This window comes from Phyllobacterium sp. YR620, assembly GCF_900104165.1.
Taxonomy (GTDB): Bacteria; Pseudomonadota; Alphaproteobacteria; order Rhizobiales; family Rhizobiaceae; genus Phyllobacterium; species Phyllobacterium pellucidum.
In genome coordinates this window covers 137135-163213 of sequence record NZ_FNJP01000003.1, presented here as the reverse complement: position 1 = coordinate 163213, position 26079 = coordinate 137135, and the positions used below count along the sequence as shown (strand labels likewise).

General features: G+C 59.4%; 28 protein-coding genes. 18 read left to right on the top strand and 10 right to left on the bottom strand.

Annotation, left to right across the window (positions count from 1 at the left end):
- The first annotated feature begins 14 nt into the window (after positions 1 to 14).
- From BLR72_RS12565 to BLR72_RS12555, 3 genes are all read left to right on the top strand, one after another.
- Positions 15 to 452, top strand: a complete 438-nt coding sequence (locus tag BLR72_RS12565; protein ID WP_027229775.1) for a hypothetical protein — start codon at positions 15 to 17, stop codon at positions 450 to 452.
- Positions 453 to 474: 22 nt separating this feature from the next.
- Entirely contained in the window at positions 475 to 1221 is a 747-nt protein-coding gene (locus tag BLR72_RS12560) for a ribonuclease T2 family protein (protein WP_091949001.1), read from the top strand.
- Positions 1222 to 1294: 73 nt separating this feature from the next.
- The gene (locus tag BLR72_RS12555; protein ID WP_091949591.1) at positions 1295 to 1891 is read left to right on the top strand and encodes a glutathione S-transferase; all 597 of its coding nucleotides are present in this window, start codon (positions 1295 to 1297) and stop codon (positions 1889 to 1891) included.
- A gap of 55 nt (positions 1892 to 1946) precedes the next feature.
- Here BLR72_RS12555 and BLR72_RS12550 read toward each other — a convergent pair whose 3' ends face one another.
- Positions 1947 to 2591, bottom strand: a complete 645-nt coding sequence (locus BLR72_RS12550) for an outer membrane protein (protein WP_027229778.1) — start codon at positions 2589 to 2591, stop codon at positions 1947 to 1949.
- Between the two features lie 491 nt (positions 2592 to 3082).
- Between BLR72_RS12550 and BLR72_RS12545 the strand changes: the two genes are divergently transcribed.
- The 6 genes from BLR72_RS12545 (at position 3083) to BLR72_RS12520 (ending at position 7802) form a co-directional block, all read left to right on the top strand.
- Positions 3083 to 3850: an SDR family oxidoreductase gene (locus BLR72_RS12545; RefSeq protein WP_244506692.1), complete on the top strand. Its 768-nt coding sequence runs from the start codon at positions 3083 to 3085 to the stop codon at positions 3848 to 3850.
- Positions 3847 to 5943, top strand: a complete 2097-nt coding sequence (gene uvrC / locus BLR72_RS12540; RefSeq protein WP_280140129.1) for an excinuclease ABC subunit UvrC — start codon at positions 3847 to 3849, stop codon at positions 5941 to 5943. The genes BLR72_RS12545 and uvrC overlap by 4 nt, the downstream gene beginning before the upstream one ends.
- Before the next feature lie 98 nt (positions 5944 to 6041).
- Entirely contained in the window at positions 6042 to 6626 is a 585-nt protein-coding gene (gene pgsA / locus BLR72_RS12535) for a CDP-diacylglycerol--glycerol-3-phosphate 3-phosphatidyltransferase (protein WP_027229781.1), read from the top strand.
- 12 nt (positions 6627 to 6638) lie between these two features.
- Positions 6639 to 6893: a molybdopterin converting factor subunit 1 gene (moaD, locus tag BLR72_RS12530; RefSeq protein ID WP_027229782.1), complete on the top strand. Its 255-nt coding sequence runs from the start codon at positions 6639 to 6641 to the stop codon at positions 6891 to 6893.
- 1 nt (position 6894) lies between these two features.
- On the top strand, positions 6895 to 7374 hold the full coding sequence (locus tag BLR72_RS12525; protein WP_091948994.1) for a molybdenum cofactor biosynthesis protein MoaE: 480 nt from the start codon (positions 6895 to 6897) through the stop codon (positions 7372 to 7374).
- On the top strand, positions 7371 to 7802 hold the full coding sequence (locus BLR72_RS12520) for an META domain-containing protein (protein WP_091948991.1): 432 nt from the start codon (positions 7371 to 7373) through the stop codon (positions 7800 to 7802). The genes BLR72_RS12525 and BLR72_RS12520 overlap by 4 nt, the downstream gene beginning before the upstream one ends.
- A gap of 60 nt (positions 7803 to 7862) precedes the next feature.
- Here the strand turns inward: BLR72_RS12520 and ndk are convergent, their stop codons facing one another.
- A complete protein-coding gene (gene ndk, locus BLR72_RS12515) occupies positions 7863 to 8285 on the bottom strand; it encodes a nucleoside-diphosphate kinase (protein WP_027229784.1) in 423 nt (140 codons plus the stop codon).
- A gap of 223 nt (positions 8286 to 8508) precedes the next feature.
- Between ndk and BLR72_RS12510 the strand changes: the two genes are divergently transcribed.
- Together BLR72_RS12510 and BLR72_RS12505 are read left to right on the top strand one after the other, a co-directional pair.
- Positions 8509 to 9021, top strand: a complete 513-nt coding sequence (locus BLR72_RS12510; protein ID WP_091948988.1) for a DinB family protein — start codon at positions 8509 to 8511, stop codon at positions 9019 to 9021.
- A gap of 81 nt (positions 9022 to 9102) precedes the next feature.
- Positions 9103 to 11007, top strand: coding sequence for an ABC-F family ATP-binding cassette domain-containing protein (locus BLR72_RS12505; RefSeq protein ID WP_091948985.1), 1905 nt, complete (start codon positions 9103 to 9105; stop codon positions 11005 to 11007).
- A gap of 7 nt (positions 11008 to 11014) precedes the next feature.
- Here the strand turns inward: BLR72_RS12505 and BLR72_RS12500 are convergent, their stop codons facing one another.
- On the bottom strand, positions 11015 to 11677 hold the full coding sequence (locus tag BLR72_RS12500) for a GNAT family N-acetyltransferase (RefSeq protein WP_091948983.1): 663 nt from the start codon (positions 11675 to 11677) through the stop codon (positions 11015 to 11017).
- A 7-nt stretch (positions 11678 to 11684) separates the two neighbouring features.
- Positions 11685 to 13121, bottom strand: a complete 1437-nt coding sequence (locus BLR72_RS12495; protein ID WP_091948980.1) for an MFS transporter — start codon at positions 13119 to 13121, stop codon at positions 11685 to 11687.
- 116 nt (positions 13122 to 13237) lie between these two features.
- Between BLR72_RS12495 and BLR72_RS12490 the strand changes: the two genes are divergently transcribed.
- Positions 13238 to 13867, top strand: a complete 630-nt coding sequence (locus tag BLR72_RS12490) for a helix-turn-helix transcriptional regulator (RefSeq protein WP_244506691.1) — start codon at positions 13238 to 13240, stop codon at positions 13865 to 13867.
- Here BLR72_RS12490 and BLR72_RS12485 read toward each other — a convergent pair.
- The 5 genes from BLR72_RS12485 to BLR72_RS12465 are packed head-to-tail and all read right to left on the bottom strand — an operon-like array spanning position 13846 to position 17570.
- Complete coding sequence (locus tag BLR72_RS12485) at positions 13846 to 14385, bottom strand: GNAT family N-acetyltransferase (RefSeq protein ID WP_175492351.1); 540 nt, start codon at positions 14383 to 14385, stop codon at positions 13846 to 13848. The genes BLR72_RS12490 and BLR72_RS12485 overlap by 22 nt on opposite strands.
- A complete protein-coding gene (locus tag BLR72_RS12480; protein WP_091948972.1) occupies positions 14385 to 14969 on the bottom strand; it encodes a hypothetical protein in 585 nt (194 codons plus the stop codon). The genes BLR72_RS12485 and BLR72_RS12480 overlap by 1 nt, the downstream gene beginning before the upstream one ends.
- Positions 14970 to 14979: 10 nt before the next feature.
- Positions 14980 to 15429 (bottom strand): DNA polymerase III subunit chi, encoded by a 450-nt coding sequence (locus BLR72_RS12475; RefSeq protein WP_091948969.1) that lies wholly within the window; start codon positions 15427 to 15429, stop codon positions 14980 to 14982.
- Between the two features lie 13 nt (positions 15430 to 15442).
- Complete coding sequence (locus tag BLR72_RS12470; protein WP_175492350.1) at positions 15443 to 16069, bottom strand: glutathione S-transferase family protein; 627 nt, start codon at positions 16067 to 16069, stop codon at positions 15443 to 15445.
- A 4-nt stretch (positions 16070 to 16073) separates the two neighbouring features.
- Positions 16074 to 17570, bottom strand: a complete 1497-nt coding sequence (locus BLR72_RS12465; protein ID WP_091948964.1) for a leucyl aminopeptidase — start codon at positions 17568 to 17570, stop codon at positions 16074 to 16076.
- Between the two features lie 286 nt (positions 17571 to 17856).
- On the opposite strand from BLR72_RS12465, the gene BLR72_RS12460 reads away from it, so the two are divergent.
- The 6 genes from BLR72_RS12460 (at position 17857) to rsmA (ending at position 25451) form a co-directional block, all read left to right on the top strand.
- Positions 17857 to 19059, top strand: a complete 1203-nt coding sequence (locus BLR72_RS12460; RefSeq protein ID WP_036813177.1) for an LptF/LptG family permease — start codon at positions 17857 to 17859, stop codon at positions 19057 to 19059.
- Positions 19056 to 20144 carry an LPS export ABC transporter permease LptG gene (gene lptG, locus BLR72_RS12455; protein WP_027229793.1) on the top strand — a complete coding sequence of 363 codons (1089 nt, stop codon included), beginning with the start codon at positions 19056 to 19058 and terminating at the stop codon, positions 20142 to 20144. The genes BLR72_RS12460 and lptG overlap by 4 nt, the downstream gene beginning before the upstream one ends.
- Position 20145: 1 nt before the next feature.
- The gene (locus tag BLR72_RS12450) at positions 20146 to 22506 is read left to right on the top strand and encodes an LPS-assembly protein LptD (RefSeq protein WP_091948961.1); all 2361 of its coding nucleotides are present in this window, start codon (positions 20146 to 20148) and stop codon (positions 22504 to 22506) included.
- A gap of 132 nt (positions 22507 to 22638) precedes the next feature.
- Positions 22639 to 23592: a peptidylprolyl isomerase gene (locus tag BLR72_RS12445; RefSeq protein WP_091919060.1), complete on the top strand. Its 954-nt coding sequence runs from the start codon at positions 22639 to 22641 to the stop codon at positions 23590 to 23592.
- Positions 23593 to 23607: 15 nt separating this feature from the next.
- On the top strand, positions 23608 to 24633 hold the full coding sequence (gene pdxA, locus BLR72_RS12440; protein ID WP_091948958.1) for a 4-hydroxythreonine-4-phosphate dehydrogenase PdxA: 1026 nt from the start codon (positions 23608 to 23610) through the stop codon (positions 24631 to 24633).
- Entirely contained in the window at positions 24630 to 25451 is an 822-nt protein-coding gene (rsmA, locus tag BLR72_RS12435; protein WP_091948955.1) for a 16S rRNA (adenine(1518)-N(6)/adenine(1519)-N(6))-dimethyltransferase RsmA, read from the top strand. Before pdxA ends, rsmA begins: the two co-directional genes overlap by 4 nt.
- On the opposite strand, the gene gmk is transcribed toward rsmA, so the two are convergent.
- Entirely contained in the window at positions 25448 to 26059 is a 612-nt protein-coding gene (gene gmk, locus BLR72_RS12430) for a guanylate kinase (RefSeq protein ID WP_027229797.1), read from the bottom strand. The two genes, rsmA and gmk, sit on opposite strands and share 4 nt — an antisense overlap.
- Positions 26060 to 26079 lie beyond the last annotated feature (20 nt).

The following is a 26079-nucleotide window of genomic DNA, read 5'->3' as shown; positions in this document are numbered from 1 at the left end:
TGGAGAGTACATACATGGCACGCCTATCACCCCTCCTTGCGGTTGGCTTTGCGGTCAGCGTCGTATTGTCCTCAGGGATCCCGGTTAGGGCAGCGGACTACGTTCAGGGCGGCTACGACGATACCTGCGGCCAGGCAAGTGTGCTCAACCGTATCGTGAACCGGTTTGCATATCAGGTGCGGCACGTGCCCAACCTGCCGCAGGTCGGCATACAGAATTTCAGCGATGTTCGCATGACGCGCTTTGAGCCGAGTCGCGAGCCCGAACTTGCCGCCGTCGAGCGCCACTATTGCAAGGCGACCGCGCATCTGAGCGACGGCGTCCAGCGCCCGGTCTGGTACGTGGTCGAGGACGGCATGGGCTTTGTCGGCATCGGCAACAATGTCGAGTTCTGCGTGGCCGGGTTCGATCGCTGGCACGTCTATGACGGCCAGTGCCGCACGCTGTACTGAGCCGCCGAAACCCCGTTAGGTGATGCCGATCGGCAAATGGGCCGGCTACGCACTGTTTGCGGCACTGCTCGCGATTTCAGTTCTCACCTATCTGCGCGAACAGAATGCGCCGGAAATCACCGGCGGGGCGCCGGTCCCCGAAATCTCGGAAGACGCGCAACGATCCACTCCCACGGACGCAAAGCCAGTCGCCATAGGTTCGGGGTTCGATTTTTATGTCCTTGCCCTCTCCTGGTCGCCGAGCTACTGCGCGGCGGAGGGCGCGAAGGCCAACCGGCAGCAATGCAGTTCCGGCCGCCCCTACGGCTTCGTAGTGCACGGACTGTGGCCGCAATATGAGCAAGGCTATCCCGAGGATTGCGACACTACCTGGCCACGTGATGTGCCTTACGCCTTAGCGAAGCAGCTTTCGGACATCATGCCTTCTGTCGGGCTCGTCACGTACGAATGGCGCAAGCACGGCGCCTGCAGTGGCCTCAGCCAGCAGGATTATTTCGCCGTGATGCGCCGCGCGGTGGATCGGGTGTCGATCCCCGGAGCATATCGCCAGCCGACCGCGCACCCGCAAGTCAATCCGCTCGGTATCGAACAGGCATTCATATCCGCCAATCCCGGCATACCGAAAGCGGGCGTCGCCGTGACATGCGACCGCGATTATCTTCGCGAAGTGCGCATCTGCCTGACCAAGGATCTGAATTTTCGGGCGTGCCCTGAGGTTGACCGCTCGAGTTGCCGGCAACGCGCCGTCGCAATGCCCGATGCCCAATAATCGGGACCGCTTTGCGAAAACGCTCGCGGCGTTTACGTTTCACCATCGAATCGCAACACGCTGGAGCGTCATCGTGACGAAAGTTCTCTATTCCCCCGCCTCGCCCTATAGCACCAAGGTTCGCATGGCCGCGCTTTATTCCGGCGTGCCGATCGACAGCGTACTCGTCGACAGCAATGCCGAGCCGGCCGAACTGATCGACGCCAATCCGCTCGGCAAGATTCCGACGCTCATCCTCGATGATGGCAAGGCGATTTTCGACAGCCGGGTGATCACGCAATATCTCAACCGCCTGTCCGGCAACAAGCTTTTCCCCCGCAACGCGGAAAAGCGCCTTGAGGCCGAACAGCTCGAATCGATAGCCGACGGGCTTTGCGATGTACTGCTCGCACATGTCTATGAAAGACGGTTTCATCCGGAAGAGAAAATTCATCAGCCATGGCTCGATCGCCAATGGGGCAAGGCGGTACGCGTGTTCGATCACCTCAATGCCGCGCCCCCGCGCCTGGGAAAGAAGATCCATGGCGGGCATATCGCGCTCGCGGCGGCCCTCGCCTATGCAAGCCTGCGCTTCGAGGGCAAATGGGAAAAGGGCCGCTTCAAATTGAAGCGCTGGCAGAAGCGCTTCGAGGAGTTACACCCCGAACTTGCGGCGCTGCTGCCGAAATAACGCAAAAAAAGGGCCGGACAGTTGCCTGTCCGACCCCTTTCTTCATCCGGCTGGCTTAAAACTTGTAACCAACGCCAACGCGGACTTCGTTTGTGGTCAGCTTGCTCGAAACGTCGCTGAGGCCACCAAGATCGTAGTCCTTGCGTCCGAAATCGTTGTAGCGATATTCGACGCGGCCAACGATGTTGTTGGTGATCTTGGCTTCGGCGCCCGCACCAACCGTCCAGCCGAGCAGCGTATTGGAATCGCTGCCGGTGTCGGCCGAAAGCTTGCTGTTCGTCACGGCAAGACCGCCGGTGCCATAAAGCAGCACAGGGTCAAGGGCGATACCGGCACGGGCACGTACCGAGCCTTCTACGCCCTGCTTGGCCTTGATGCCGTTGCGGGTTTCATCGCCGCCGGAATAGCCGAGATCGGCTTCACCACCGTATACGAACTGGCCGTTCTGGAAGTTGTAACCACCATAAGCACCACCTTTGAAACCGTCGGCATTGATTTTGCCGTCATCGGTCTTGTGCTTGTTCCAGCCGTAGCCGCCATAGGCACCGAGATAAGCGCCTGACCAGTCGGATGCGACAGGCGCTGCTTCCACGGGAGCAGGCGCTGGCGGCTGTTCCATGACAGCGTCGGCGGCAAATACGGGAGCGGAAAGCATCAGCACGGCGGCCGACGCGAGGAAGGTTGTTTTAAGAGTGCGCATGGCAATCTCCTTTTTTTAAACTCTTTTACACGGAGCGGGCACTGGTCGGGGGGAAAACCATGGATTGCGTCCGCTTAACGAGGCGGACATTCGCGCCGCATTGTGGCGGCACTTGCGCGGCAGTGTGATAAGAAACCGACGAGATCGTGGCCGAAATGCGATGTGCTTTTTACGCAACATCCTACATTGCGGCCAAGCGCAATAGTATGTCAGTCTAGCTGTGAAAGAATTGCTCACAAACATTTGATAATAAACAAAACTATCTCACTAAGAATGGTTAAATTCTGATTAGAATACTTAATATTTACTTAATATTTGCACAGATCGACGGTGAGACATTGCCACCGTCAAACAACGCAACTTTCGGCGAGCAAGCCGTAGCGAAAGAACACCGTTCGACTGCTTCTGTTCACTGCTGACCTTTCACCCTCGCGCTTTTCGTCGCCTAACCCTATATTCGGACCTGAATCACAGCATGGATGGAGTGGACCTTGAAGATTGACCGAACCGTTGCTCTCGTAACCGGCGGCGCGAAACGGATCGGCAAGGCGATTGTCGAAGACCTGGTGGCGCATGGGTTTGCCGTCGCCATTCATGGCCATAACGGCCTTGATGAAGCGCGCGACCTGCTTCGTTCAATCGAGGCGCAAGGGGGCAAGGGCTGCGTGGTGAAAGCCGATCTCAGCGACAGTGACGCGGTTCGCCGGCTGATCGGTGATGTCGGGGCCGCGCTTGGCCCGGTTCAACTCCTCGTCAACAACGCTTCGGTGTTTCACGCGGACGGCATCGGCGATCTCGGCAATGACGAGATCTGGGACGGCCATTTCGCGGTGCATGTCAAGGCGCCGGTGCTGCTCGCCGACGCCATGGCCGCGGCCCTTCCGCCGGAAGCGGAGGGACTCATTGTCAACATGATCGACCAGCGCGTCCTGAAGCTCATGCCGACGTTTACATCCTACACATTGTCGAAGGCGGCACTGTGGGCCGCGACGCAAACGCTGGCGCAGGCGCTGGCGCCGCGTATTCGCGTCAACGGCATCGGCCCAGGCCCTACCCTGCCGAGCTCCCGCCAGGATACCGCCGCGTTCGACAAGCAGGTTCACGCGCTCCTGTTGCAGCGCGGCCCCGATTTGTCAGAATTTGGCCGCACAATCCGCTACCTCTGGGAGACCCGCTCGATCACAGGGCAGATGATCGCCCTTGACGGCGGACAGCATCTGGCGTGGGAAACGCCCGATGTATCAGGAATTATTGAATGATCGACCCGGCCAATCAGAACCAGAAGAACGAGCTTCACGCCGACAATACCAACGATGACGACATCATCCTTGGCGTCGACGAGGAAGACGAGCCTGTCGAGGAAAGCAATGAGCCCGTCCGCGACGTCGCCGCGCTGATCAGCGCGATCGAATGGGATACCAGCGTCGTTTCCGAAGGCTCGAGCGGTCCCGACGTGATTGCGGACCTCGTCAAGCGGCTTCCTAACAAGCCCGGCGTCTATCGCATGTTCAATGCGAGCGGCGACGTTCTTTATGTCGGCAAGGCACACAGCCTGAAGAAGCGCGTTTCCAACTATGCGCGCGGACAGGGCCACAATAACCGCATCTCCCGGATGATCCGCGAGACGGTCAAAATGGAGTTCGTCGTCACACGCACCGAAACGGAGGCGCTTCTCCTTGAAGCGAATCTGATCAAGCGCTTACGGCCGCGTTTTAACGTGCTGATGCGGGACGACAAGTCCTTCCCCTATATCCTGCTCACCGCTCCGAAGCGCGGCGAAAAATGGCTGGCGCCCGGCATCTTCAAGCATCGTGGTGCGCGCTCCAGCAAGGGCGACTATTTTGGCCCCTTCGCTTCGGCGGGGGCGGTAGGACGCACGATCAATGCGTTGCAGCGTGCCTTCCTTTTGCGCACCTGCACTGATTCCTTCTACGAGAACCGCAGCCGGCCGTGCCTGCTCTATCAGATCAAGCGCTGCTCGGGCCCGTGCACCGGCGAAGTTAGCGAGGGCGACTACGACGAACTCGTGCGCGAAACGAAGGCGTTCCTCTCGGGCAAGAGCCAGGCGGTCAAAACCCACCTTTCCGACGCGATGCGCGAGGCGTCGGCTGAACTCGACTTCGAACGCGCCGCCATCTATCGCGACCGCCTCTCGGCTCTCTCGCATGTGCAATCGCATTCCGGCATCAATCCGCAATCCGTCGAGGAAGCCGACGTTTTCGCCATCTACCAGGATGGCGGCGTGACCTGCATTCAGGTGTTCTTCTTCCGCACCGGACAGAACTGGGGCAATCGCGCCTATTATCCCAAGGCAGACTCTTCGCTGTCCGCCGCAGAGGTTCTCGGCGCGTTCCTTGCGCAGTTCTATGACGACAAGCCATGCCCCGCCTTGATCATGCTGTCGGAAACAGTAGAAGACCAGGAACTGCTCTGCGCTGCCCTCACCGCAAAATCTGACCGCAAGGTCTCGATCACCGTGCCGCAGCGCGGCGAAAAGAGGGATCTGGTCGAACACGCCTTGAGCAATGCACGCGAGGCGCTGGGACGGCAACTCGCGGAGACCTCATCGCAATCGCGCCTGCTCAAGGGCGTCGCCGATACGTTCGGACTGGAAAAGACCCCACGTCGCATCGAGGTCTACGATAACTCGCACATCATGGGAACCAACGCGATCGGCGCGATGATCGTCGCCGGGCCGCAGGGCTTCGTCAAAAACCAGTATCGCAAGTTCAATATCCGCTCGACCGAGATTACCCCGGGCGATGATTTCGGCATGATGCGCGAAGTCATCGAGCGGCGATTCAACCGGCTGGTCAAAGAGCACGGAACGCCCGAGAACCGCGATGCACCGGCCGAGGACCTTGAGGTCGATGAATTCGAGGAAGATACCGATGCCTTCCCCGCCTGGCCGGACATAATCCTGATCGACGGCGGACAGGGGCAGATGAGCGCGGTGCGCGGCATCCTCAACGAGATGGGCATCGCTGACAAGGTGACCGCTATCGGCGTTGCCAAGGGCGTCGACCGCGATGCCGGACGCGAGCGGTTCTTCATGGAAGGCAAGCCGTCGTTCACGTTGCCGCCGCGCGACCCGGTTCTCTATTTCCTGCAGCGCTTGCGCGACGAGGCACACCGTTTTGCCATCGGCACCCACCGGGCCAAGCGCAAGAAGGAAATGGTCAAGAATCCGCTCGACGAGATCGCCGGTATCGGACCGTCGCGCAAGCGCGCGCTCCTGCATCAATTCGGCACGGCAAAGGCAGTTTCACGCGCCGCTGTCGAAGATTTGATGAAGGTCGACGGCATATCTGAAGCGATGGCGATTACAATTCGCGACCATTTCCGTACATAGCTGATTTTCGGACATAAATGCGCCTGACTTCTTATTGATTGGCTTGACGTTTGGCGGTCGAGCCACTTTGATCGGCACTGATTTGATTGGTTGGAAACATGCCCAGAAACAACGCCTACTCACTGCCGAACCTGTTGACCTATGCCCGTATCATCGCGGTTCCTCTCGTCGTCATTTGCTTCTTCCTCGAAGGCAGGCTGCAATCGAGCGACGCTGCGCGCTGGGGCGCGCTGGCCATCTTCCTGATCGCCAGCATTACCGACTTTTTCGATGGTTATCTCGCCCGTATCTGGCAACAGACTTCTACGATCGGGCGTATGCTCGATCCCATCGCCGATAAACTGCTGGTTTCCGCCGTCCTCCTCCTTCTCGCTGCGGACGGAACGATAGCAGGCTGGAGTCTTTGGGCGGCCATCATCATCCTTTGCCGGGAAATTCTTGTTTCGGGCCTGCGCGAATATCTTGCCGAACTCAAGGTCAGCGTGCCGGTCAGCCGGCTGGCGAAATGGAAGACGACGATCCAGATGATCGCAATCGCGTTTTTGCTGACCGGCCCGGCCGGCGACAAGATCGTGCCGATCGTGACAATAACCGGCATTATTCTATTGTGGATTGCCGCGCTCATTACGCTGTACACTGGCTGGGACTATTTCCGCGCCGGCCTGAAACACGTCGTCGATTAGAAAGGTTTCGATATGACCAAGCTCGTCTATTTCGCATGGGTACGCGAGCGGATCGGCAAAGGCGAGGAAGAACTCGAACTTGCTCCATCGATCGTGACCGTGGGCGACCTTCTCGCGCATCTGAAGCAACGCGGCGACGAATATGAGGCGGCATTCGAATATCCAGAGGTCATCCGGGTTGCTATCGATCAGGAGCATGTCGAGCACGACGCGCCGATCCAGGGTGCGCGCGAAATCGCCCTCTTCCCGCCGATGACCGGGGGATGAAATGGGTTCGGTCAAGCCCCTCGTCCGGATTCAGGTTGAGGATTTCGATACAGCCTCCGAGATTGCCCGCCTGACTGAAAACCGCCGCGGCATAGGCGCCGTCGTAACATTCAGCGGCCTTTGCCGCGACGAGGCAGGAACGCTCGCCGCGCTCGAGATCGAGCATTATCCCGGCATGGCCGAAGCCGAGATCACCCGCATTGCCGACGAGGCCCTAGCGCGCTGGAGCCTGGACGGGGTGACGGTCATCCATCGCTACGGCTTCATCAAGCCCGGCGAAAACATCGTCCTTGTGGTTGCGGCCTCGGCGCATCGGCAGGCGGCTTTCGAAGCTGCGTCGTTCCTGATGGATTACCTAAAAAATGCCGCACCTTTCTGGAAAAAACAGCATCTCGTCGGCAGGGATGGCGAGAACAGCTGGGTGGAAGCCAAGGCAACGGACAAGGAAGCGCTAAAGCGCTGGCAGAAGAAAACCAAATGAACCGGATAGCAATCGGATCGCTCGTCATCGGCTTCATCGCCGCCGTCGTACTTCTTGGACTGTCGCTGACAGCGCGCAGTGCGGAAGCCGCCAGGCAATTGACCGACATCAACTGGGTTGCGGAAGATCTCAATGGCCGCGGCGTCATCGATTATGCGCAGACGACGCTGCTCATCGGGCCCTCGGGCGCCGCGAGCGGCTCGGGAGGTTGCAATCGTTTCGCAACGACTGCGACGATCAACGGAGCGAAGATCAGCTTCAAGCCAGCTGCGGCGACGCGCATGATGTGCGCGCCTGCCGTGATGGACCAGGAGCAGAAATTCTTTGCGGTCCTGGAAGAGGCGCGGACCTATTCGGTCGAGGCCGCTACGGGAAAGCTCTTTCTATACGACAAGGACGGCAAGATCGTCGCCCGCCTGTCGCGATAGACCTCCAGAAACAAAAAAGCCGGGCACTTGGCCCGGCTTTTTCAATTCGATTATCAGGTATCAACCGACGATTTCGGTGCCCGAGAACCAGTAGGAGATTTCCTCGGCAGCGGTTTCGGGAGCATCCGAGCCGTGCACCGAGTTCTCGCCGATCGACAGGGCGAACAGCTTGCGGATCGTGCCTTCGTCGGCATTGGCCGGGTTGGTCGCGCCCATGATTTCACGGTTGCGGGCAATCGCGTTCTCGCCTTCGAGAACCTGAACGATCGTTGGGCCGGAGGACATGAACTCGACGAGCTCGCCAAAGAACGGGCGTTCCTTGTGAACGGCGTAGAAGCCTTCGGCTTCGCGGCGGCTCATCCAAACGCGCTTCGAAGCAACGACACGAAGGCCGGCCTCTTCGAACTTCTGGATAATGGCACCGGTGAGATTGCGACGCGTCGCGTCGGGCTTGATCATCGAGAAAGTGCGTTCAATCGCCATGGGAGTAAACCTTGTCATGAGGGAAATTGGTGGCGACCCTATAGCGGCAGGCAGTGCTTTTGCCAAGGGCTCGCCGCGATAAAGGCGAAAGGCTAAAAACTCATCGCTGCCTGCCATGCTCGGGCGGGCCCATCCTTGGTGCAGAATAAAATCGCGTGGAAAGATGGCATCGTTTGGATAATGTGTCAGCAGGACTGACTCTTATCGGCGGAACGTCAACGTCATGGAACAGCATTTTCGCATGTTCGCAGCCTATAATCGCTGGGCGAACGAGCGCCTATACACAATAGCGGCCGAACTCGATGACGAGGAGTATCGCCGCGACATGCGCGCTTTCTTTGCGTCGATCCATGGGACGCTCAACCATCTTCTCGTCACCGACCGCATCTGGCTTTTCAGGTTCAGCGGTGAAGGCGAAGCACCGAAGGCACTCGATGCGATCCTCTTCGACACGTTCGAGGATCTCAGGATTGCGCGCGTAAAGGAAGATGCCCGCATCATCGACTGGGTCAGCAGCCTGGATGCAGCGGCCATCGGCGGGCGTTTCACCTATACCACCGTGAGCGACATGCGCACGATCAGCCAAAGGCTTGCCCCGGCGCTGGCGCATTTGTTCAACCACCAGACGCATCATCGCGGCCAGGCGCATGCCATTCTGACGGCGCTCGGCAAGACGGCTCCATCCTTCGATCTGATCCAGTTTCAGCGAACGGAAGAAGGCCGCCCCTACGCCTGACGCCATTTTCCGGTCCGTTCGGAACATATCTGCAACAGGAGCGGCTTGCGAAATCGGCATTTCCCGTGCAAAAGCGCGGCCATGCTTATTCTCGACAATATATCCGTGCGCATGGCCGGCCGCTTGCTGATCGATCACGCCAGCCTCAACCTGCCTTCGGGCACGAAGGCTGGACTGGTCGGGCGCAACGGCGCCGGCAAGTCGACGCTGTTCAAGGTCATCACCGGCGAGCTTCACGCCGAGACGGGCGATTTCTCGCTGCCGAAGAACGTGCGCATCGGCCAGGTGGCGCAGGAAGCGCCGGGTACCGAAGACTCGCTGATCGAGATCGTGCTGGCCGCCGATACTGAGCGCAGCGCCCTCTTGGCGGAAGCCGAGAGCGCAACGGACCCGCATCGCATCGCCGATATTCATATAAGGCTTGCCGATATCGACGCGCATTCGGCGGAAGCGCGCGCCGGCGCGATCCTTTCGGGTCTCGGCTTCGACGCGGAGGCGCAGAAGCGGCCAGCCTCGTCTTTTTCGGGCGGCTGGCGCATGCGCGTTGCCCTGGCGTCAGTGCTGTTCGCCGAACCCGATCTTCTGCTCCTTGACGAGCCGACCAACTATCTCGACCTAGAAGGCACCTTGTGGCTCGAAGATTATGTGCGCCGCTATCCGCATACGGTCATCCTCATCAGCCATGATCGCGACCTTTTGAATTCCTCGGTCAACGCGATCATCCATCTCGACCAGACCAAGCTGACGCTGTGGCAGGGCAATTACGACCAGTTCGAGCGCCTGCGCAGTGAAGCGCTGGAGCTGCAGCAAAAGCAGCGCACCAAGCAGGAAGCCCAGCGCAAGCACATGGAATCCTTTGTCGAGCGCTTCCGGGCCAAGGCATCCAAGGCAAAGCAGGCCCAATCGCGCCTGAAGGCGTTGCAAAAGCTGAAGCCCATCGCCGCCGTCATCGAGGATCATGTCCGGCCGTTCCATTTTCCCGAGCCCGAAAAGGTCGTGGCATCGCCGATTATCGCCATCGAGAACGGCGAAGTCGGCTACACGCCGGGCAAGCCTGTATTGCGGCACCTCAATCTGCGCATCGACGCCGACGACCGCATCGCCCTCCTTGGTTCGAACGGCAACGGCAAGTCGACGCTGGCAAAGCTCATCGGCGGCCGCCTGCCATTGCAGACCGGGCGCATGACCGTTGCGCCCAATCTCAAGATCTCGTTTTTCGCCCAGCACCAGCTCGATGATCTCGTGCCGGAAGACAATGCGATCGAGCATGTGCGCAAACTGATGCCGGATGCGCCCGAAGCAAAGGTCCGCGCGCGCGTTGCGCAGATGGGTCTTGCGACGGTCAAGATGAACACGGCGGCAAAGGACCTTTCCGGCGGCGAGAAGGCGCGCCTCCTGATGGGCCTTGCGACCTTCCACGGTCCGAACCTGCTCATCCTCGACGAGCCGACCAACCATCTGGACATCGATAGCCGCGAGGCGCTGATGTATGCGCTCAACGATTTCAACGGCGCGGTCATCCTCATCGCCCACGACCGCCACCTGATCGAGGCGACGATGGACAGGCTCTGGCTCGTGCGCGATGGCGGGGTCGCGCCCTATGATGGCGATCTCGACGCTTATCGCGCACTCGTGCTTGCCGATGCAAAGGCGGAACGCTCCGGTAGCGGCAAAGCCGCGGTCGATGAAGGGCAGAAGCTGACCAAGGCCGAGCAACGCAAGCTCGCGGCGCAGCGGCGCGAAGCGTTGAAGCCCCTGCAGAAGAAGATTCATGAGGCGGAGGCGCAGGTCCAGCGCTTCCAGAAGAAGATCGACACGCTGCAGGCGCAGCTCGCCGATCCGGTCATCTATTCGCGCGAGCCCGCCAAGGCGACGCAGATTGGCAAGGAGATCGGCTATGCCAAGACTTCGCTCGCCCGCGCCGAAGAGGAATGGCTGACGCTATCGGGCGAATATGAGGAAGCGATGGCGGAACTGGCGCAGTGATCTACGTCTAGGCTTCGGGCGGGATCAGCACGGTCGTATAGGGCGAGTGCAATTGCCAGCCTAAGGTCTGATAGAGCGCCCGTCCCTCCGGCGTTGCGACGAGAGCGGCATGGCGAATGCCGTTCTCGTGCGAAAGACGCTCCAGCTGCTTCATGAGCGCACGGCCGAGCCCGCGGCGGCGGTGGTTTTCATGCGTGCGGATGCGGTCATAAACGGCGAGTTCGCCGGGAAATGCGATGCGCCCGGTCGCAGCGATCTCACCGCCACCGTCCAGAATATTGAGAAGCGTTACACCCGCGCCAAGCTCCTCGCGGGAAAAGGAATAGCCGTCCGGCAGCGACGCATCTGGCCCGACCATTTCTCCGGAAAGCAGCATCATGTATCCCGGCGGCCCGATGTGCCATCGGCGCGGCAGATTTAACCCGACCGTTTGCGCGGGCGCGCAAACTTTAAGGAAGACGAAAGGCTCGCGGATGGCTTCAGCGTGCTCCAGGACATGGGCGGAATATGCCGGAAACAAGTGCCGCCGCTTCTGGTCGGGCAAGCCGACCTCGATGCGGTAAGCGCCATGCTCGAAAACGGGCGCCGCCACCTGCCGTGTCAGCGCCCATCCTTTCGCCCAAATCCCGACAATCGCCGGATCGGCTTTCAAATCGTCTTCATTCGCCATGCGCTATCTATAGCGGCTTGTGCAATTCGATCGCCAGCGGATTTTTCTTGCGAAGCGGCAAGGCAAAGCCCGCTATCATGGCGCCGAGGCCAATGGTCGCCGAGACCGTGAATATGGTAATCGTCGCATCGCGTAGGCCATCGGGCGTCGTCGCCTCGGGGTAACCGGCGGCGTTGGCGACGAGACCCGCCACCGCTGCGCCGATCGCATAGCCCGCCGATTGTAACGTCGGCAGCAGCGCCGAGGCGCGGTCACGCTCACCGCTGCGGGCGGCCTCCATCACGTTCTGGCTCAGAAAACCCCAGCTCACGCCAAAGCCGGTGCCAATGCTCATCTGGCCGAGCATCACGACGAGCGGAATATCCAGCGAGAAGCCGACGACAATGACGGCGAGGCCAGCAACCAGCAGCGCTGGCCCAAGCCGGATCAGGAAGGCGCGGCGAGACGGACTCTGAATATTGGCCACGAGGATAGCGCAGGTGCTCCAGGCGATGGCAAAGGTCGCGCTGAAGGCACCTGCCTTGGTCGGACCGTAGGACCAGAGGTCCTGCAGAGTCATCACCAGGTAGACGGATGTCGATGCCTGTGCCACCGGCATCAGCAGGACTACCCAGAGGCCGATACCGACCGTCGAATTCAAAGCAAAGGCGTCCGAAGGAAAGAGCGGCGTGTGGCTGCGGCGGTCGAGGATGATAACGCAGACGAGCACCAGGCCGGCCGCTGCAACGAACACGACCTCAAGCCCGAGATTGTTGGCGATGCCGGCAAGAGCAACGAGCATGATGCCAGTACCGATCGCCGCGAGGCGAAAGATCGGCACAGAATGGCGTGATACTTCACCGGAAAATTTTGGCACGATACGCAAAACAAGGGCGATGAAGATCAGCCCCAGCGGAACATTGACGAGGAAGGCGGCGCGCCAGGAAAAATGCTCGGTCAAAAGCCCGGATGCCAGCGGGCCGCCAAAGGCCGCGGTGGCCCAGACCAGGGCTTCGGCACCAAAAACCTTGGCGACCAGCCGCGACGGGAAGAGTTCGGGAATGAGCGCATAGCAGATGGCGGCGATGATGCCCTCGCCCAGTCCCTGCAAGGCGCGGCCCACGAGCACCTCCGGCATTGAAGACGCAAAGGCGGCGATAAGCGTGCCGAGCAGAAAAATCAGCCCGGAGCCGACGAGTGTCGTGCGCGCGCCAAACCTTCCCTTCAGAAGCGCGCCGCTCGCGCCGCCGACAATCGACAGCACCAGATAAAGCGTGAAGGCCCAGGAGATCAGTTCCAGACCGCCGATTTCGCGAACAGCGGTCGGCAGCGATGTCGAGACGAGGAAGCCGTTGAAGGCAAAGAGCGCAACGCCGAGGCAGAGCGTCGTCGTTGCAGCCGAGTAGCGCGGATCCAGCAGTTCCGACCAGCCAGCGTCGCCGGCATTTTCCTTTACTTCCGACATGGCAATTCCTCATTTAATAAGTTTTATATTTTTATATTCCGTCCAATTAAACAAGCAATAGCTTTTTTAATTTTTTTCGATAAGCTCAAGCCATGCAGGACCGTACGACAAACCGCATGCTATATTCACTGAAAGTGGCTGGTCCGCAGACCGCCGCCGCCCTCGCCGACCGACTGGATATTACCGCCGTCGCTGTCCGTCAAATGCTTGGGCGATTGCATGAGGGCGGCCTTGTCGCCTTTGAAGACAGCCGCGAAAGCGTCGGACGGCCCAAGCGCTTCTGGCACCTGACCGATGCCGGCAATGCGCAATTCCCCGACAATCATGCCGGTCTTACCGCCGATCTCTTGGCCTCGGTTTCATCCGTGTTCGGGGAAGCGGGCCTTGACCGACTGATCTCGCACCGAGAACAGGCGATTTTGAACCAGTACCGGGCGGCACTCGACCCAATTCACTCTATCGAAGGGAAAGTTGAGCAGCTCGCCGAAATCCGCTCGGCGGAGGGCTACATGGCAGAAGCCAGACGAGACCCCAATGGAGATTTGATACTCATCGAGAATCACTGTCCGATCTGTGTTGCGGCCAAGGCCTGCCAGAAACTCTGCAGATCGGAGCTCGAGGTGTTTCAGGCCGCGCTTGGGCCCGATGTCAGCGTCGAAAGGTTCGAGCACATCCTCAAGGGCGCTCGCCGCTGCGCCTACCGGATCAGGCCAACCAGCGGGGGTCAGCTGGCGATGAAGCTATAGAGCATCGGGCTCATATAGGTGGTCCCAGTTCGCCAGTAGTCGCGCAATGGACCGCCCTCGCATTCAAAACCGAGCTTGGTCACCAGCCGGATCGAAGGGGCATTATCCGGGTGAATGATCGCAGCGATGCGCCTTGTCTTGAGGTTTTCGATGCAGTGCGCCACCAGTCCCTGCACGGCTTCGCGCATCAGCCCGCGCCCATGCCAATTTGCGTTGAGGATATAGCCGATCTCCAGGCGATGGTTGCGCGCTTCGCGATGGTGATAATTGACCATGCCGATGCACTCATCGGTTTTGGCATCGGCGACAGCCCAGGCGAGCGCGTCATAAGGCGATGTCGTCTTCGCAAGAATGCGCACCCAGCGCCGCGTCTCGTCGATATGCTCGCAGGCAACGAAATCCCAGTAGCGCATGAGGCGCTCATTGCCGAGGCAAGCGTGGAGACCGCGGTCGTCGCGGGCCTCGAACTGCCGCAAGCGCAGCCGCTTCGTCGTAATTACCGGAAACGACCGGTCCATCACCGGCCCCATTTCGGCGTCGGCACTTGTTCAACGGATTTGCGGCGACGCGACCGGATAAGGCCGAAAACACCGATCGCGATCAGGGCGACACCGCCCGACACGATGCGCCAATCGATGGCCCGTGCACCGCGACGCAGGATCAGATCGACCCCGGCGACCTCGAGCCCGTCAAAATCGCCGGGACCTATGGTGAAGGTATAATTGCCAGGTTCGACAGGATCGATATCGCCGATACTGGCGCGATAGAACTGCGGGCCCTGCGGCGAGCCCTTGTTGCCGACCCGCCCATTCAGATAATCCAGCGTCTTGACGAGAATGTCCTTGCCGTCCCGCGTCACCACTGCCGTCAGGGCCGTGCGCCCCTGCGTCGGCACGAAATTGCGTAGGGGCTGCATATCGACAAAAGCGCGCACCGGCTCGTCGTTAACGTCGAGGCGGACCGTAACCGGCTTGTAGGGGCACGGCCGATCATAAATGCGCCATGATCCGATCTCCTCACCGGAAAAATTTGTGGTTGCCCAGGGATAGGCCACGCCAAGGACGATTCCGGTCAGGAGAACGAGAAACAGAATCAGCCGCATCTGACAGCGCTCACGCTTTCTTCTCCCAACGACCCTCTGCGTTCTGCTGCCAATAGGTGAGCGTGTGCCCTTCGGCCTTCAACGCTTTCCACTGTTCCCGCGCCTGTTCGAGTTGCTGTTGGTCGTGGCCATCGAACATGAGCACCAGTCGGTCGTATTTCTCGACGTTGCGGGGTGCGGCGCCATCGACAAGGAAGCGCACCGTTGCGCCATTCGGATTGCCGTCGCCGGTCGTCAGGATGATTGGCTGCTCTTCCGGGTACGGCTCCAGATCGGTGGCATGGGCGAGGAACGAGGCGTCTGACCAAGTCCATAAATGGTTGTCGAGGCTGTCGCGGCGCTCTTCCGACCCTGTCTGGATAACCACCCTCCACTTGCGCTCCACCGATCGCTCGATCAAGCCGGGAAGCGCGTTTTCGAGCGTAGATTCCGTCAGATGGTAGAAAAGGATCTCGGTCATGGGGTCTCGGCGATCAGAATTTCGTATGTTGCGAACGCGTGGACGCCAAAATCGGCAACGTTCGAACACCGTTCCACCATTCACGCAAGCGCGGCTGTTCGTCAATGAGGTTCGAGCCGATCGCCACGCTGTCGGCCGCAGCAAGCACGCTTGCGAGATAAAACGTCGCCAGCGTCGGGTCGGCAAACGCGGCACCGGGCGATGCGGCGACAAATCCCTCAAGAGCCCGCAGGACGCGCCGTCCGTGTTCAATGCTTTCGCTCGAAGGCTGCTCGCCGTCACGCCACCAGAGCGGAACGTATATGCCCCACACGAGCGGCCGATAGCCGTAATTGTCGATGATGCGCATCAGCTGGCGCATGCGCGCCGCCATTTCCACGTCCGTCGGAGTGAGGCTGAATGGTTCTACGATGGCATCGATATAGTGGACTATGGCGTCCGTCTCATAGAGGCGAACGCCATCGATCTCGATGGCCGGAATGCGCTTGAAGGGATGGCGTAGATCGTAACCCTCCGGCACTGTTCCGCCTTCGAACGGATCGGTCTCGACCAGATCGAACTCCAAGCCCTTAGCATGAAGGACGAGCCGCACGATCCGCGTATAGACGCTTTCATCGAGACCGTAGAGTGTGACGTCCACCAGACTAGCCTTCGAAATTGTCCCTTACCAGGCGGTCGAGGAGCCGAACGCCGAAGCCCGAGGCCCAGGACTGGCTGTATTCGGTTGCCGGTAAGCCCATCGCCGTGCCGGCAATGTCCAGATGGGCCCAAGGCGTATCGCCGACAAAGCGCTTCAGGAACTGCGCGGCGATGATCGCACCGCCGTGACGCCCGCCAATGTTCTTCATGTCGGCGTTCTTGGTGTCGATCAGCTTGTCATATTCATCGCCGAGCGGCATGCGCCAAAGCTTCTCGCCAGTCGCCTCGCCTGCATCGAAGAGTTGCGTGGCAAGCGCATCGTCGTTGGAGAAAAGGCCGGCGCGGTAGACGCCGAGCGCCACCATGATTGCGCCGGTCAACGTTGCAAGGTTGACCATAAACTTCGGATTGAACCGGTCGTTGCAATAATAGAGCGCATCGGCGAGGACGAGACGGCCTTCCGCGTCGGTATTCAGCACTTCAATCGTCTGGCCCGACATCGACGTGACGATGTCGCCGGGGCGCTGCGCGTCGCCATTCACCATGTTCTCGACGAGGCCGATGATGCCGACCGCGTTGACCTTGGCCTTGCGGGACGCGAGGGCGTGCATGAGACCGGTCACGGCAGCGGCGCCGCCCATGTCGCCCTTCATTTCATCCATGCCGGCCGCAGGCTTGATGGAGATGCCGCCGGAATCGAAGGTAACGCCCTTGCCGACAAATGCGATCGGCTTGTCCTTGCCCTTCCCGCCATGCCACTCCATGATCGCAAGGCGCGCCGGACGGACAGAGCCCTGGGCAACGCCCAGAAGCGAGCCCATGCCGAGCTTTTTCATGTCCTTCTCGCTGAGGATTTCGACCTTTACATCGAGCTTCTTCAACTCCTCGACACGTTCGGCAAATTCAACCGGGCCAAGAATGTTGGCGGGTTCGTTCACAAGATCGCGCGCCAGGGTCACGCCGGCGGCGATGGCCTCGGCGTCCGAAAAAGCCTTCCTTGCCGCCTGTGGATCGGCAACATGAATGGTGATGCTGGCCGCCGACTTGCTCTCCTTGGCCTCATCGTCGTTCTTGCCCTTTTTCGTCTTGTATTTGTCGAAGGTATAGGCGCGCAGCAGCATGCCCAGCGCGAACTCGGCAGCACTTTCAGCGGAAATCTCGCTGGCCTGCAAAGCCAGGATCACCGACACATCCTTTGCCTTGCCCAATTTGGAGAACGCCGCGCCGCCTATCTTCAACCAGTCGTCCGCCTTGAGCTTGGCAGGATCGCCGGTGCCGACGAGGACGAGACTTTCGAGTTCGGTGGAGGGCGCCACAGTCGACAGGGTTGCAGCGAGTTTTCCCTTGAAATCCGAGACACCGATGATACGCGAGAGCAGCGCCTGCCCGACGATAGATTCGGCCTCCGCAGCGGTCTTGCCCTCTGCGGCGACAAGCACGATCGCAGTGCCTTTCTCGACGGCTGCAAATTTGGCGAAACTGATGGATGGGCGTTTGGACATGATATCTCCAGATCGAACAAAAACGTGATTTTCCTATTCACCAGAGCGGTGAAAGAAGGGATGGTTGCGAAGAACCTTGACTAACACCTTGTTAACCAGCTTTCTTCGCCTATTTTTAGCCAAGCCTGACTAGAGTGAACATATGTCGGGTTTATTGAACATGTAACGGGTTCGTCCCATAGTGCGGCAAAAATAATGCCATGGAGTTCATGGCATGGATTAAGCAACCGGTGTTTTGTCGCCGGTCGGTCGAACAAAGTGGCGGTACTCTTTTGCGAAACATGACATGCGCCTGATTGAGATATATATCTTGCGACGGATCGTCGTCATGTTTTTTTCCGTGCTGCTGTCGGCGGTCGGGATCACATGGATCGTTCAGGTTCTGAACCGCATCAACTTCCTGACCACCAGCGGCCAAAGTTTTCTTTACATCCTGAAATTCAGTTCGAACCTGCTGCCGGCAGCATTTCCGATCGTGATGCCGTTCGCACTCGTGATCGCGGTGGCGCAGACGCTCTCGACCATGAATCAGGATTCGGAACTCGTCGTCATCAATGCCGCCGGTGCGCCACGCTCCGCCGTCATCCGCCCGGTTTTGCTGTTTGCGGTCGTCATTTCGGCAGCGTCTTTCCTCATCAACAATTTCATCGTCCCCTACTCATCGATGAACATGCGCCAGATGGTTGCCGAAGCGCGCTCCGACGTCATCAACCTCGTCGTGCAACAGGGCACGTTCAAGGAGATCGACACGGACCTCTATCTTCAGATCGAAAACCGCGACGCGAACGGTGCGATAAAGGGGCTTTTCGTCTCCGATTCGCGCGACAAGACGACCGACCTCATCTACTACGCCAAGGACGGTCTTGTATTCGATACGGGCGAGCAGAACCTTTTGATCATGAAGGATGGCGAGATCGATCGCCGCGACGTCCAGACGGGCAACGTCTCCATAATCAAGTTCAACACTTACGCGCTTGATCTTGCAGCAATGCTGCCGGCGGACGACGACAATGTCACGCTGTTTCCGAAGGACCGGCCACTGACCTATCTGCTGAGCCCGGATCCCAACGACAAATATTTCCAGCAGAATCCGTTGCGCTACCAGTCTGAACTGTACAAGCGGCTGACCGACTGGATGTATCCCATTGTTTTTGCGTTGATCTCGCTCGCAGCAGCGGCCGATTCGCGCTCGCACCGCGAAGCCCGGGTATCGGCATCGTTTACGGCGATCACCCTTAGCCTGATCGTGTTCTGGCTCGGCTATTCCGCCGGGCAGAGCAGCGACAAGAATGCCTCGGTATTGCCCCTGCTCTTTGCGTTCCCGATCGGCGCGGCCTTGCTGGCGACCTATGCACTTGTTACCAACCGCCAGATTGGCGTCCCGGTAAAGTGGAGCAACTGGGTTCGCGATGCCTTTGCGACGCCGCAGACCGCCTTTGCCGGAGCCGGCGCCAGGCTCTTCCGTCGCGGACGCGGAGGACGCTCATGATCGGCTGGACCCTCGGGCGCTACTTCTTCCTGCGCTATGTGCAGATCACGATGTATTTCCTCTTCGGCAGCTTCGCACTGGCGTTGATTCTCGACTTCACCGAACTCTCGGGCAAGCTCTCGTCGCTCCCCGACTATTCGGCAATCCAGGCCTTTGGCCTTTCGGTGATGCGCGTTCCCTACATCATGCAGCAGGTGTTTCCCTTCCTCGCCTTGTTCTCGGCAATGGCGACGCTGATTTCGCTCAATCGCAAATATGAGTTGGTCGTCGCGCGTTCGGTCGGCGTTTCCGCCTGGCAGTTCCTGCTGCCCGCCTGCACCGGCGCACTCCTGTTCGGCCTCGTCGCTATTTTGGTCGTCAATCCCCTCGCCGCCTGGGGCTTCGACCGCAGCGAGCAGATCACGGCAAACTGGCGTGCCGGCAAGGCCAATGACGTGCAGGCCGATCGGGTGCCCTGGCTGCGGCAAAAGACGGAAGATGGCGAGACCATTATCGGTGCCAAGTCAGTGGTCAATCGTGGGTTGCGGCTGGTCGATGCGACCTTCATCAGGCTCGACAAGAATCAGGATATTCTCGAGCGGCTCGACGCCAAGGTCGCCGACCTTGAAGAGGGCTACTGGAAGCTCGCCGACGTTACCAAATTCGTCCTTGGCTCGACCCCTGTCGCGCAGGACGAGGTTCGGATCCCGACGCATCTTCGCCCTGAATTCGTTGAAGAAAGCCTCGCTCGGCCCGAGACCATTCCTTTTTTTGAGCTGCGTAACAAAATTGCCGCAGCCCGCTCATTTGGCTATCCGGCCAACGCTTTTGACATGCATTTCCAGTCTTTGCTGGCTTTGCCGGCTCTTCTGATGGCGATGACTTTAATCGCTGCAACCGTTTCGTTGAAATTTGTTCGTTTCGGACAATCGGGGACGATGATTCTGGGTGGCGTCCTCGCAGGCTTCGTGCTTTATGTCGTCACTGTTGTGGTCAAGGCATTCGGGAACGCAGGATTCGTCCCGCCTTTCGTCGCCGCATGGACACCCGTGCTGATTGCAACATTTTTTGGGGTCTCCTTTCTGTTGCACAAGGAGGATGGTTAGAGTGGGATTGAATGTAACGCGCTCGGTGTTGCCGACGTGGTTCGCACGGCTGGCGTGCGGGACGGCGGTTCTATGCCTTGCGGGCGGGATTTCACTCCCAGCCTATGCCCAGATGGGCGGCGCCGATGCGCTTACCGCAAATGTCCAGACCAACCCGAATGCCCAGCTTCTGCTGGAATCGGACGAACTCGTCTATGACATCAACGCCAAGACCATCTCCGCAGTCGGCGGTGTACAGATCGATTATGACGGCAACAGGCTAGTTGCGCGTCAGGTCACCTATGACCAGAAGACCGGGCGCCTCAAGGCGATGGGCAAGGTCGAACTCGTCGAAAAAGACGGCAATCGCATCTATGCCGAAAATCTCGACGTCACCGACGATTTTCGCGAAGGCTTCGTCAATGCCTTGCGCGTTGAAGCAGCCGACAATACCCGCTTCGCAGCGGAGAGCGCCGAACGTATCGGCGGTGAGCTGACCGTCTTCAACAATGGTATCTATACGGCGTGCGAACCGTGCCGCGCCAAGCCCGATCGTGCGCCGATCTGGCAGGTTCGCGCCCAGAAGATCGTCTGGAACGGCAAGAAGAAAACCATCCGCTTCGAGCGCGGCCGCTTCGAAATGTTCGGCATGCCCCTGGCTTATCTGCCATCATTCGAAATTGCCGACCCGACCGTGAAGCGCAAGAGCGGCTTCCTCATGCCGAGTTACCAGCATGAAACCGAGCTTGGCTCGGGCATTTCTGTTCCCTATTTCTGGGCCCTGGCGCCGAACTACGACCTGACGACGACTGGCACCTACTATACCAAGCAGGGCTTTCTGGGCGATGTTGAGTGGCGGCACAGGCTGGCCAACGGCGCCTATACGTTAAGGCTCGCCGGCATCAGCCAGCAGGATCCAGGTACATTCTCCGACAGCGAGCCCGAAGATCAAAAAACGAATCGCGGCATGATCGGGTCGACGGGCGCGTTCCAGATCAATCCACGCTGGTCCTACGGCTGGAATCTCATGGCCCAGTCGGACAAGTCGTTCGCGTACCGCTATGGCATCGAAGGCTATTCGGGTTACAACATCACCGACCAGATTTATCTGACTGGACTTAACGATCGTAACTATTTCGATGCGCGGCTCTATCGCTTCCACGTCCAGGAAAGCATTCCGGACCAGAATCCCGACGGAACGCCGAATGGTTCCTCGCAGCCGAAGCAGCCATACGTCCTGCCCGTCGTCGACTATGCCTATTACCTGCCACAATCAGTGGCGGGCGGCGAACTTAGTTTCGACGTGAATTTGCAGAATCTGCATCGCGACGAAGAGGACGGCACGACGCCCATCGGCTTGAACCGTGCCGGTTATCTCTCCGGTATCGAGGGCAATGACGGCCGCATCACTGGTGAAGCTGAATGGAAACGCACATTCATCGCCGATAACGGCTTGGTGATCACCCCAATTCTCGCTTTGCGCGCTGATGGCATGTACGTCGATTCCGACTCGATCGGCGTGACCCGATCCGAGGCCTTCCGGGGCATGGCGACAGCCGGCATGGAAACCAAATGGCCGATACTCTTCTCCACGACGAGTTCGACGCATATTCTCGAGCCCACTGCGCAGCTCTTCGTGCGCAACGACGAGCCCTATAATGGCGAGATGCCGAACGAAGACGCGCAGAGCTTCGTCTTCGACGCCTCCAGCCTTTTCGAGCGCGACAAATATTCCGGTTATGACCGCATCGAAGGCGGCACGCGCGCCAATCTCGGTTTCCGTTATTCCGGCACGTTCAACAATGGCTGGTCGCTCAACGGTATCGCCGGCCAATCCTTCCAGCTTGGTGGCCTGAATTCCTTTGCCGGGCCCGATTTCGTCAATGCAGGTGCCGAATCCGGGCTTGATTCGGCGCGATCCGACTATGTGGCAATGATCGGCGCCAATCGCGGTGGCTTCACGTTGACAACCGGCGGCCGTTTCGACAAGGACTCCTTTGCAGTCCGGCGCGCCGAAGTTGCCAGCACCGAAACGGGTAAATACGGCTCGCTCTTCGTCAAGTATGCTTTCATCGACGCGCAGCCGACCTATGGCTTCACTGACGACAGGCATGAGGCAACGGTCGGTGGATCGCTGAAGATGACACCGAACTGGCGGGTTCTCGGATCCGGCACGTACGATATCTTCCATGAAGCGCTGGTCAAGCGTACGGCGGCCCTCGCCTATGACGACGAATGCTTCACCTACATGATGTACTACCAGCAGGAACAACCCATCACCTCGACGGGTGACAAGGGCGACGAAACGACGAAGTTCGGCTTCAATATTTCGTTCCGGACGTTGTGGGAATTCGGCAAGCCGGTTGACATCGGCGGTATCTGATCGCTCGCATGACAGGCTGTACTTGCAGCAAGTCATGCTTTTGCCTTACTAGAGCGACAATAGAGTGTCACGAGAACCCATAAGACTACCATCCATTCGTCAAGAATGGCCTATGATCGGATATAGTGGAACATGATGGCGAGGAAACATCTACTTGTAGCACTTATTGCTACCGCTTTGACCTCTACGCTCCTGGGCGGAATGGCCCTGCCTGCCGCGGCGAGCGAGGTCAAGGTCATCGTCAACGGTAATCCGATCACCGATTACGACATCACCAAGCGGGCCGCATTCCTCAAACTGCAGAAGAAAAAGGGCAACCTCAACCAGGAAGCCCGGGACGAATTGACAACCGAAGCGCTCAAGCGCCAGGAACTGAAGCGGCTCAATCTTCTTGTTTCGGACGGTGAAGTGAACGACGCTTATGCGCGGTTTGCCACCAACAACAAGATGTCGCTCGATCAGCTCAATACTATTCTCGATAAGTCTGGCGTCACTTCCACTCACTTCAAGGAATATATCCGCATTCAAATGAGCTGGGGCCGCGCGCTTTCCACGCGCAACAAATCCCAGGGCGGCGTTCGCGTATCGGAACAGGAAGCCGTCCAACGCATGTTGAAGGATGGCGGCAAGAAACCGGTCTCTACCGAGTACAAGTTGCAGCAAGTCATCTTTGTTGTGCCGGCGAATAATCGCGGCATACTCGCGAAAAGGCGGGCGGAAGCCAACGCCCTCCGCGCCCGCTTCAACGGCTGCGAAAACACGCGAGAGATCGCCAAGGGCACACTCGACGTGACGGTGCTCGATCTCGGCAAGTTCATCGAACAGGAACTGCCGCCGGAATGGTCGAAGCAGGTCATCTCGACGCCGGTCGGCCAGGCGACAACGACACTCGATACTGGCAAGGGCGTTGAATTCCTTGGCGTCTGCGCATCGCGCCAGGTGTCGGACGACCGCGTTGCCCGCATGGTGTTTTCACAGGAGGATGCTGCGGCCACGGGCGACGGCAAGAAGGATGCAACCGCCGAAGCCGTCGATAAGAAATACATCGAAGAACTGCGCAGCAAGGCGAAAATCGTCAACGAATGATCGGATTGCACGCGCATGAATGCTGCCCTCGCCGTTAGTTCCGGTGATCCGTCGGGCATTGGCCCCGACATAGCCATTGCCGCGTGGCAATTGCGCCAGGAAATGCAATTCCCTGCCTTCTTCTTCCTCGCCGATCCGGACTTCGTTCGCTCGCGGGCATTGCGGTTGGGGCTGGATGTTCCGGTTGAGCCGACAAACCCTAAAGCTGCGGCAGGAGTTTTCGACCGGGCGCTGCCGGTCATACCGTTGCAGCACCCGCAGATCGACAGGCCGGGTGTGCCTCTCGTGGCGAATGCTGCCGCGACGATCGAGGCAATAGAGCGCGCGGTTGCGCTTACGCTGGCGGGTGAAGCCCATGCGGTCGTCACCTGCCCCATCGCCAAGAAGCCGCTCTACGAAGCAGGGTTCAAATATCCCGGACATACCGAGTTTCTTGCTCATCTTGCCGGCGAACATCTCGGCCATAAGGTCGCGCCTGTCATGATGCTGGCGGGTCCCGAACTTCGCGCAGTGCCGGTCACCATCCACATTGCGCTGAACAAAGTGGCGACGGTCCTGGAAGCAGCGACAATTCTCACGGTTTCCCGCATTACAGCCCTCGCCTTGAAAGAGCAGTTCGGTATCGCTCAGCCGCGCCTCGCCATTGCCGGGCTAAACCCCCACGCCGGCGAACACGGCAGCATGGGCATGGAAGACGAGACGATTGTTCGTCCAGCCGTCGAGACGCTGCGCGCCGAGGGTATCGACGCGCGTGGACCGCTTCCGGCTGACACCATGTTCCACGCCGCGGCACGCACCCAATATGACGCAGCCATCTGCATGTATCACGATCAGGCGCTCATTCCGGTAAAAACGCTCGGCTTCGATGACAGCGTTAACGTAACCCTCGGCTTACCATTTGTCCGTACCTCGCCGGACCACGGCACCGCATTCGACATAGCCGGCACGGGAAAAGCCAAGCCCGACAGCCTCATCGCCGCGCTTCGGCTGGCCGGCGAGCTTCACGCCAAGCGCGCCCAATTGAAGCGCCCTGCCGCATGAGTATCGACAGCCTGCCGCCGCTGCGAGAGGTCATCGAACGGCATGGCCTGATGGCGAAGAAATCGCTCGGGCAGAACTTTCTGTTTGATCTCAATCTGACAGCGAAGATTGCGCGGCAAGCGGGTGATCTCGCGGGACGCACCGTCATCGAGGTCGGGCCTGGTCCTGGAGGATTGACGCGCGCCCTGCTCGCACAAGGCGCCAACGTCATCGCCATCGAGCGCGATGAACGCTGCCTCGCTGCCCTTCAGGAAATAGCCGACCACTATCCGGGTGCGCTCAAGGTCATTCCCGGCGATGCGCTGGAAGTCGACTTCACGCAGTTGGCCAATGGCAGCGAGGTCAAGATCGTTGCCAACCTGCCTTACAATGTCGGCACGCAATTGTTGATAGGCTGGCTCCTCAGCGAGCCTTGGCCGCCGTTCTACGCATCGCTGACGCTGATGTTCCAGCGTGAAGTGGCCGAACGGATTGTCGCGAGGCCGGGCTCCGACGCCTATGGGAGGCTCGGCGTTCTCGCAGGCTGGCGGACCGAGGCAAAAATCACCTTCGATGTGCCGCCGCAGGCGTTTACTCCGCCGCCGAAGGTGACTTCATCGGTTGTCCACCTCGTCCCGCGCCAGTCGCCACTCGCGTGCGATGCGGCGACACTCGGGCGTGTGACCCAGGCAGCGTTCGGCCAGCGACGAAAAATGCTGCGGCAGAGCATCAAGCCGCTTGGCGGCGAGGCATTGCTGCAGAAGGTCGGGATCGACCCGACCCGGCGCGCGGAAACGCTCTCGATCGAAGAATTCGTTGCGCTTGCAAACGCTCTTTAGAGCTTTTCTTCCAGCAGGCCGCTGACAAAATCGAAGAGGCCCGGGCAGCGGTCACGCCGCAGCCGTTCGGCCGTGACGATCGACTGTACCTGGTGAAATGCTTCGTCGAGATCCTCGTTGACCACGACATAGTCATACGAACGCCAGCGCTCGATTTCGTTGCGCGCATTGCGCAGGCGCATGTCGATGACTTCCTCGGTGTCCTCGGCGCGTCGATGCAGGCGCTGCTTCAGGTGTGCCATCGAGGGCGGCAGGATGAAGATACTGACAATGTCGCCCTTCATCTTTTCCTGAAGCTGCAAGGCGCCCTGCCAGTCGATGTCGAAAAGCATGTCCTGACCATCGGCGAGAGCATTTTCAGCGGCCTCACGCGGCGTTCCGTAAAAATTGCCATGCACTTCGGCCCATTCGATCAGCGCGTCGCTGTCGCGCAGACGTTCAAATTCACGAACCGAGATGAAGTGGTAGTGCACGCCTTCGATTTCGCTGGCGCGGCGCGGGCGCGTTGTCACGCTGATCGAAAGCGAGAGCTTCAATCCGGTATCATTGAGCAACAACCGGGCGAGCGTTGATTTTCCTGCGCCGGACGGGGACGACAGGACCAGCATGAGACCGCGTCGCTTGATGC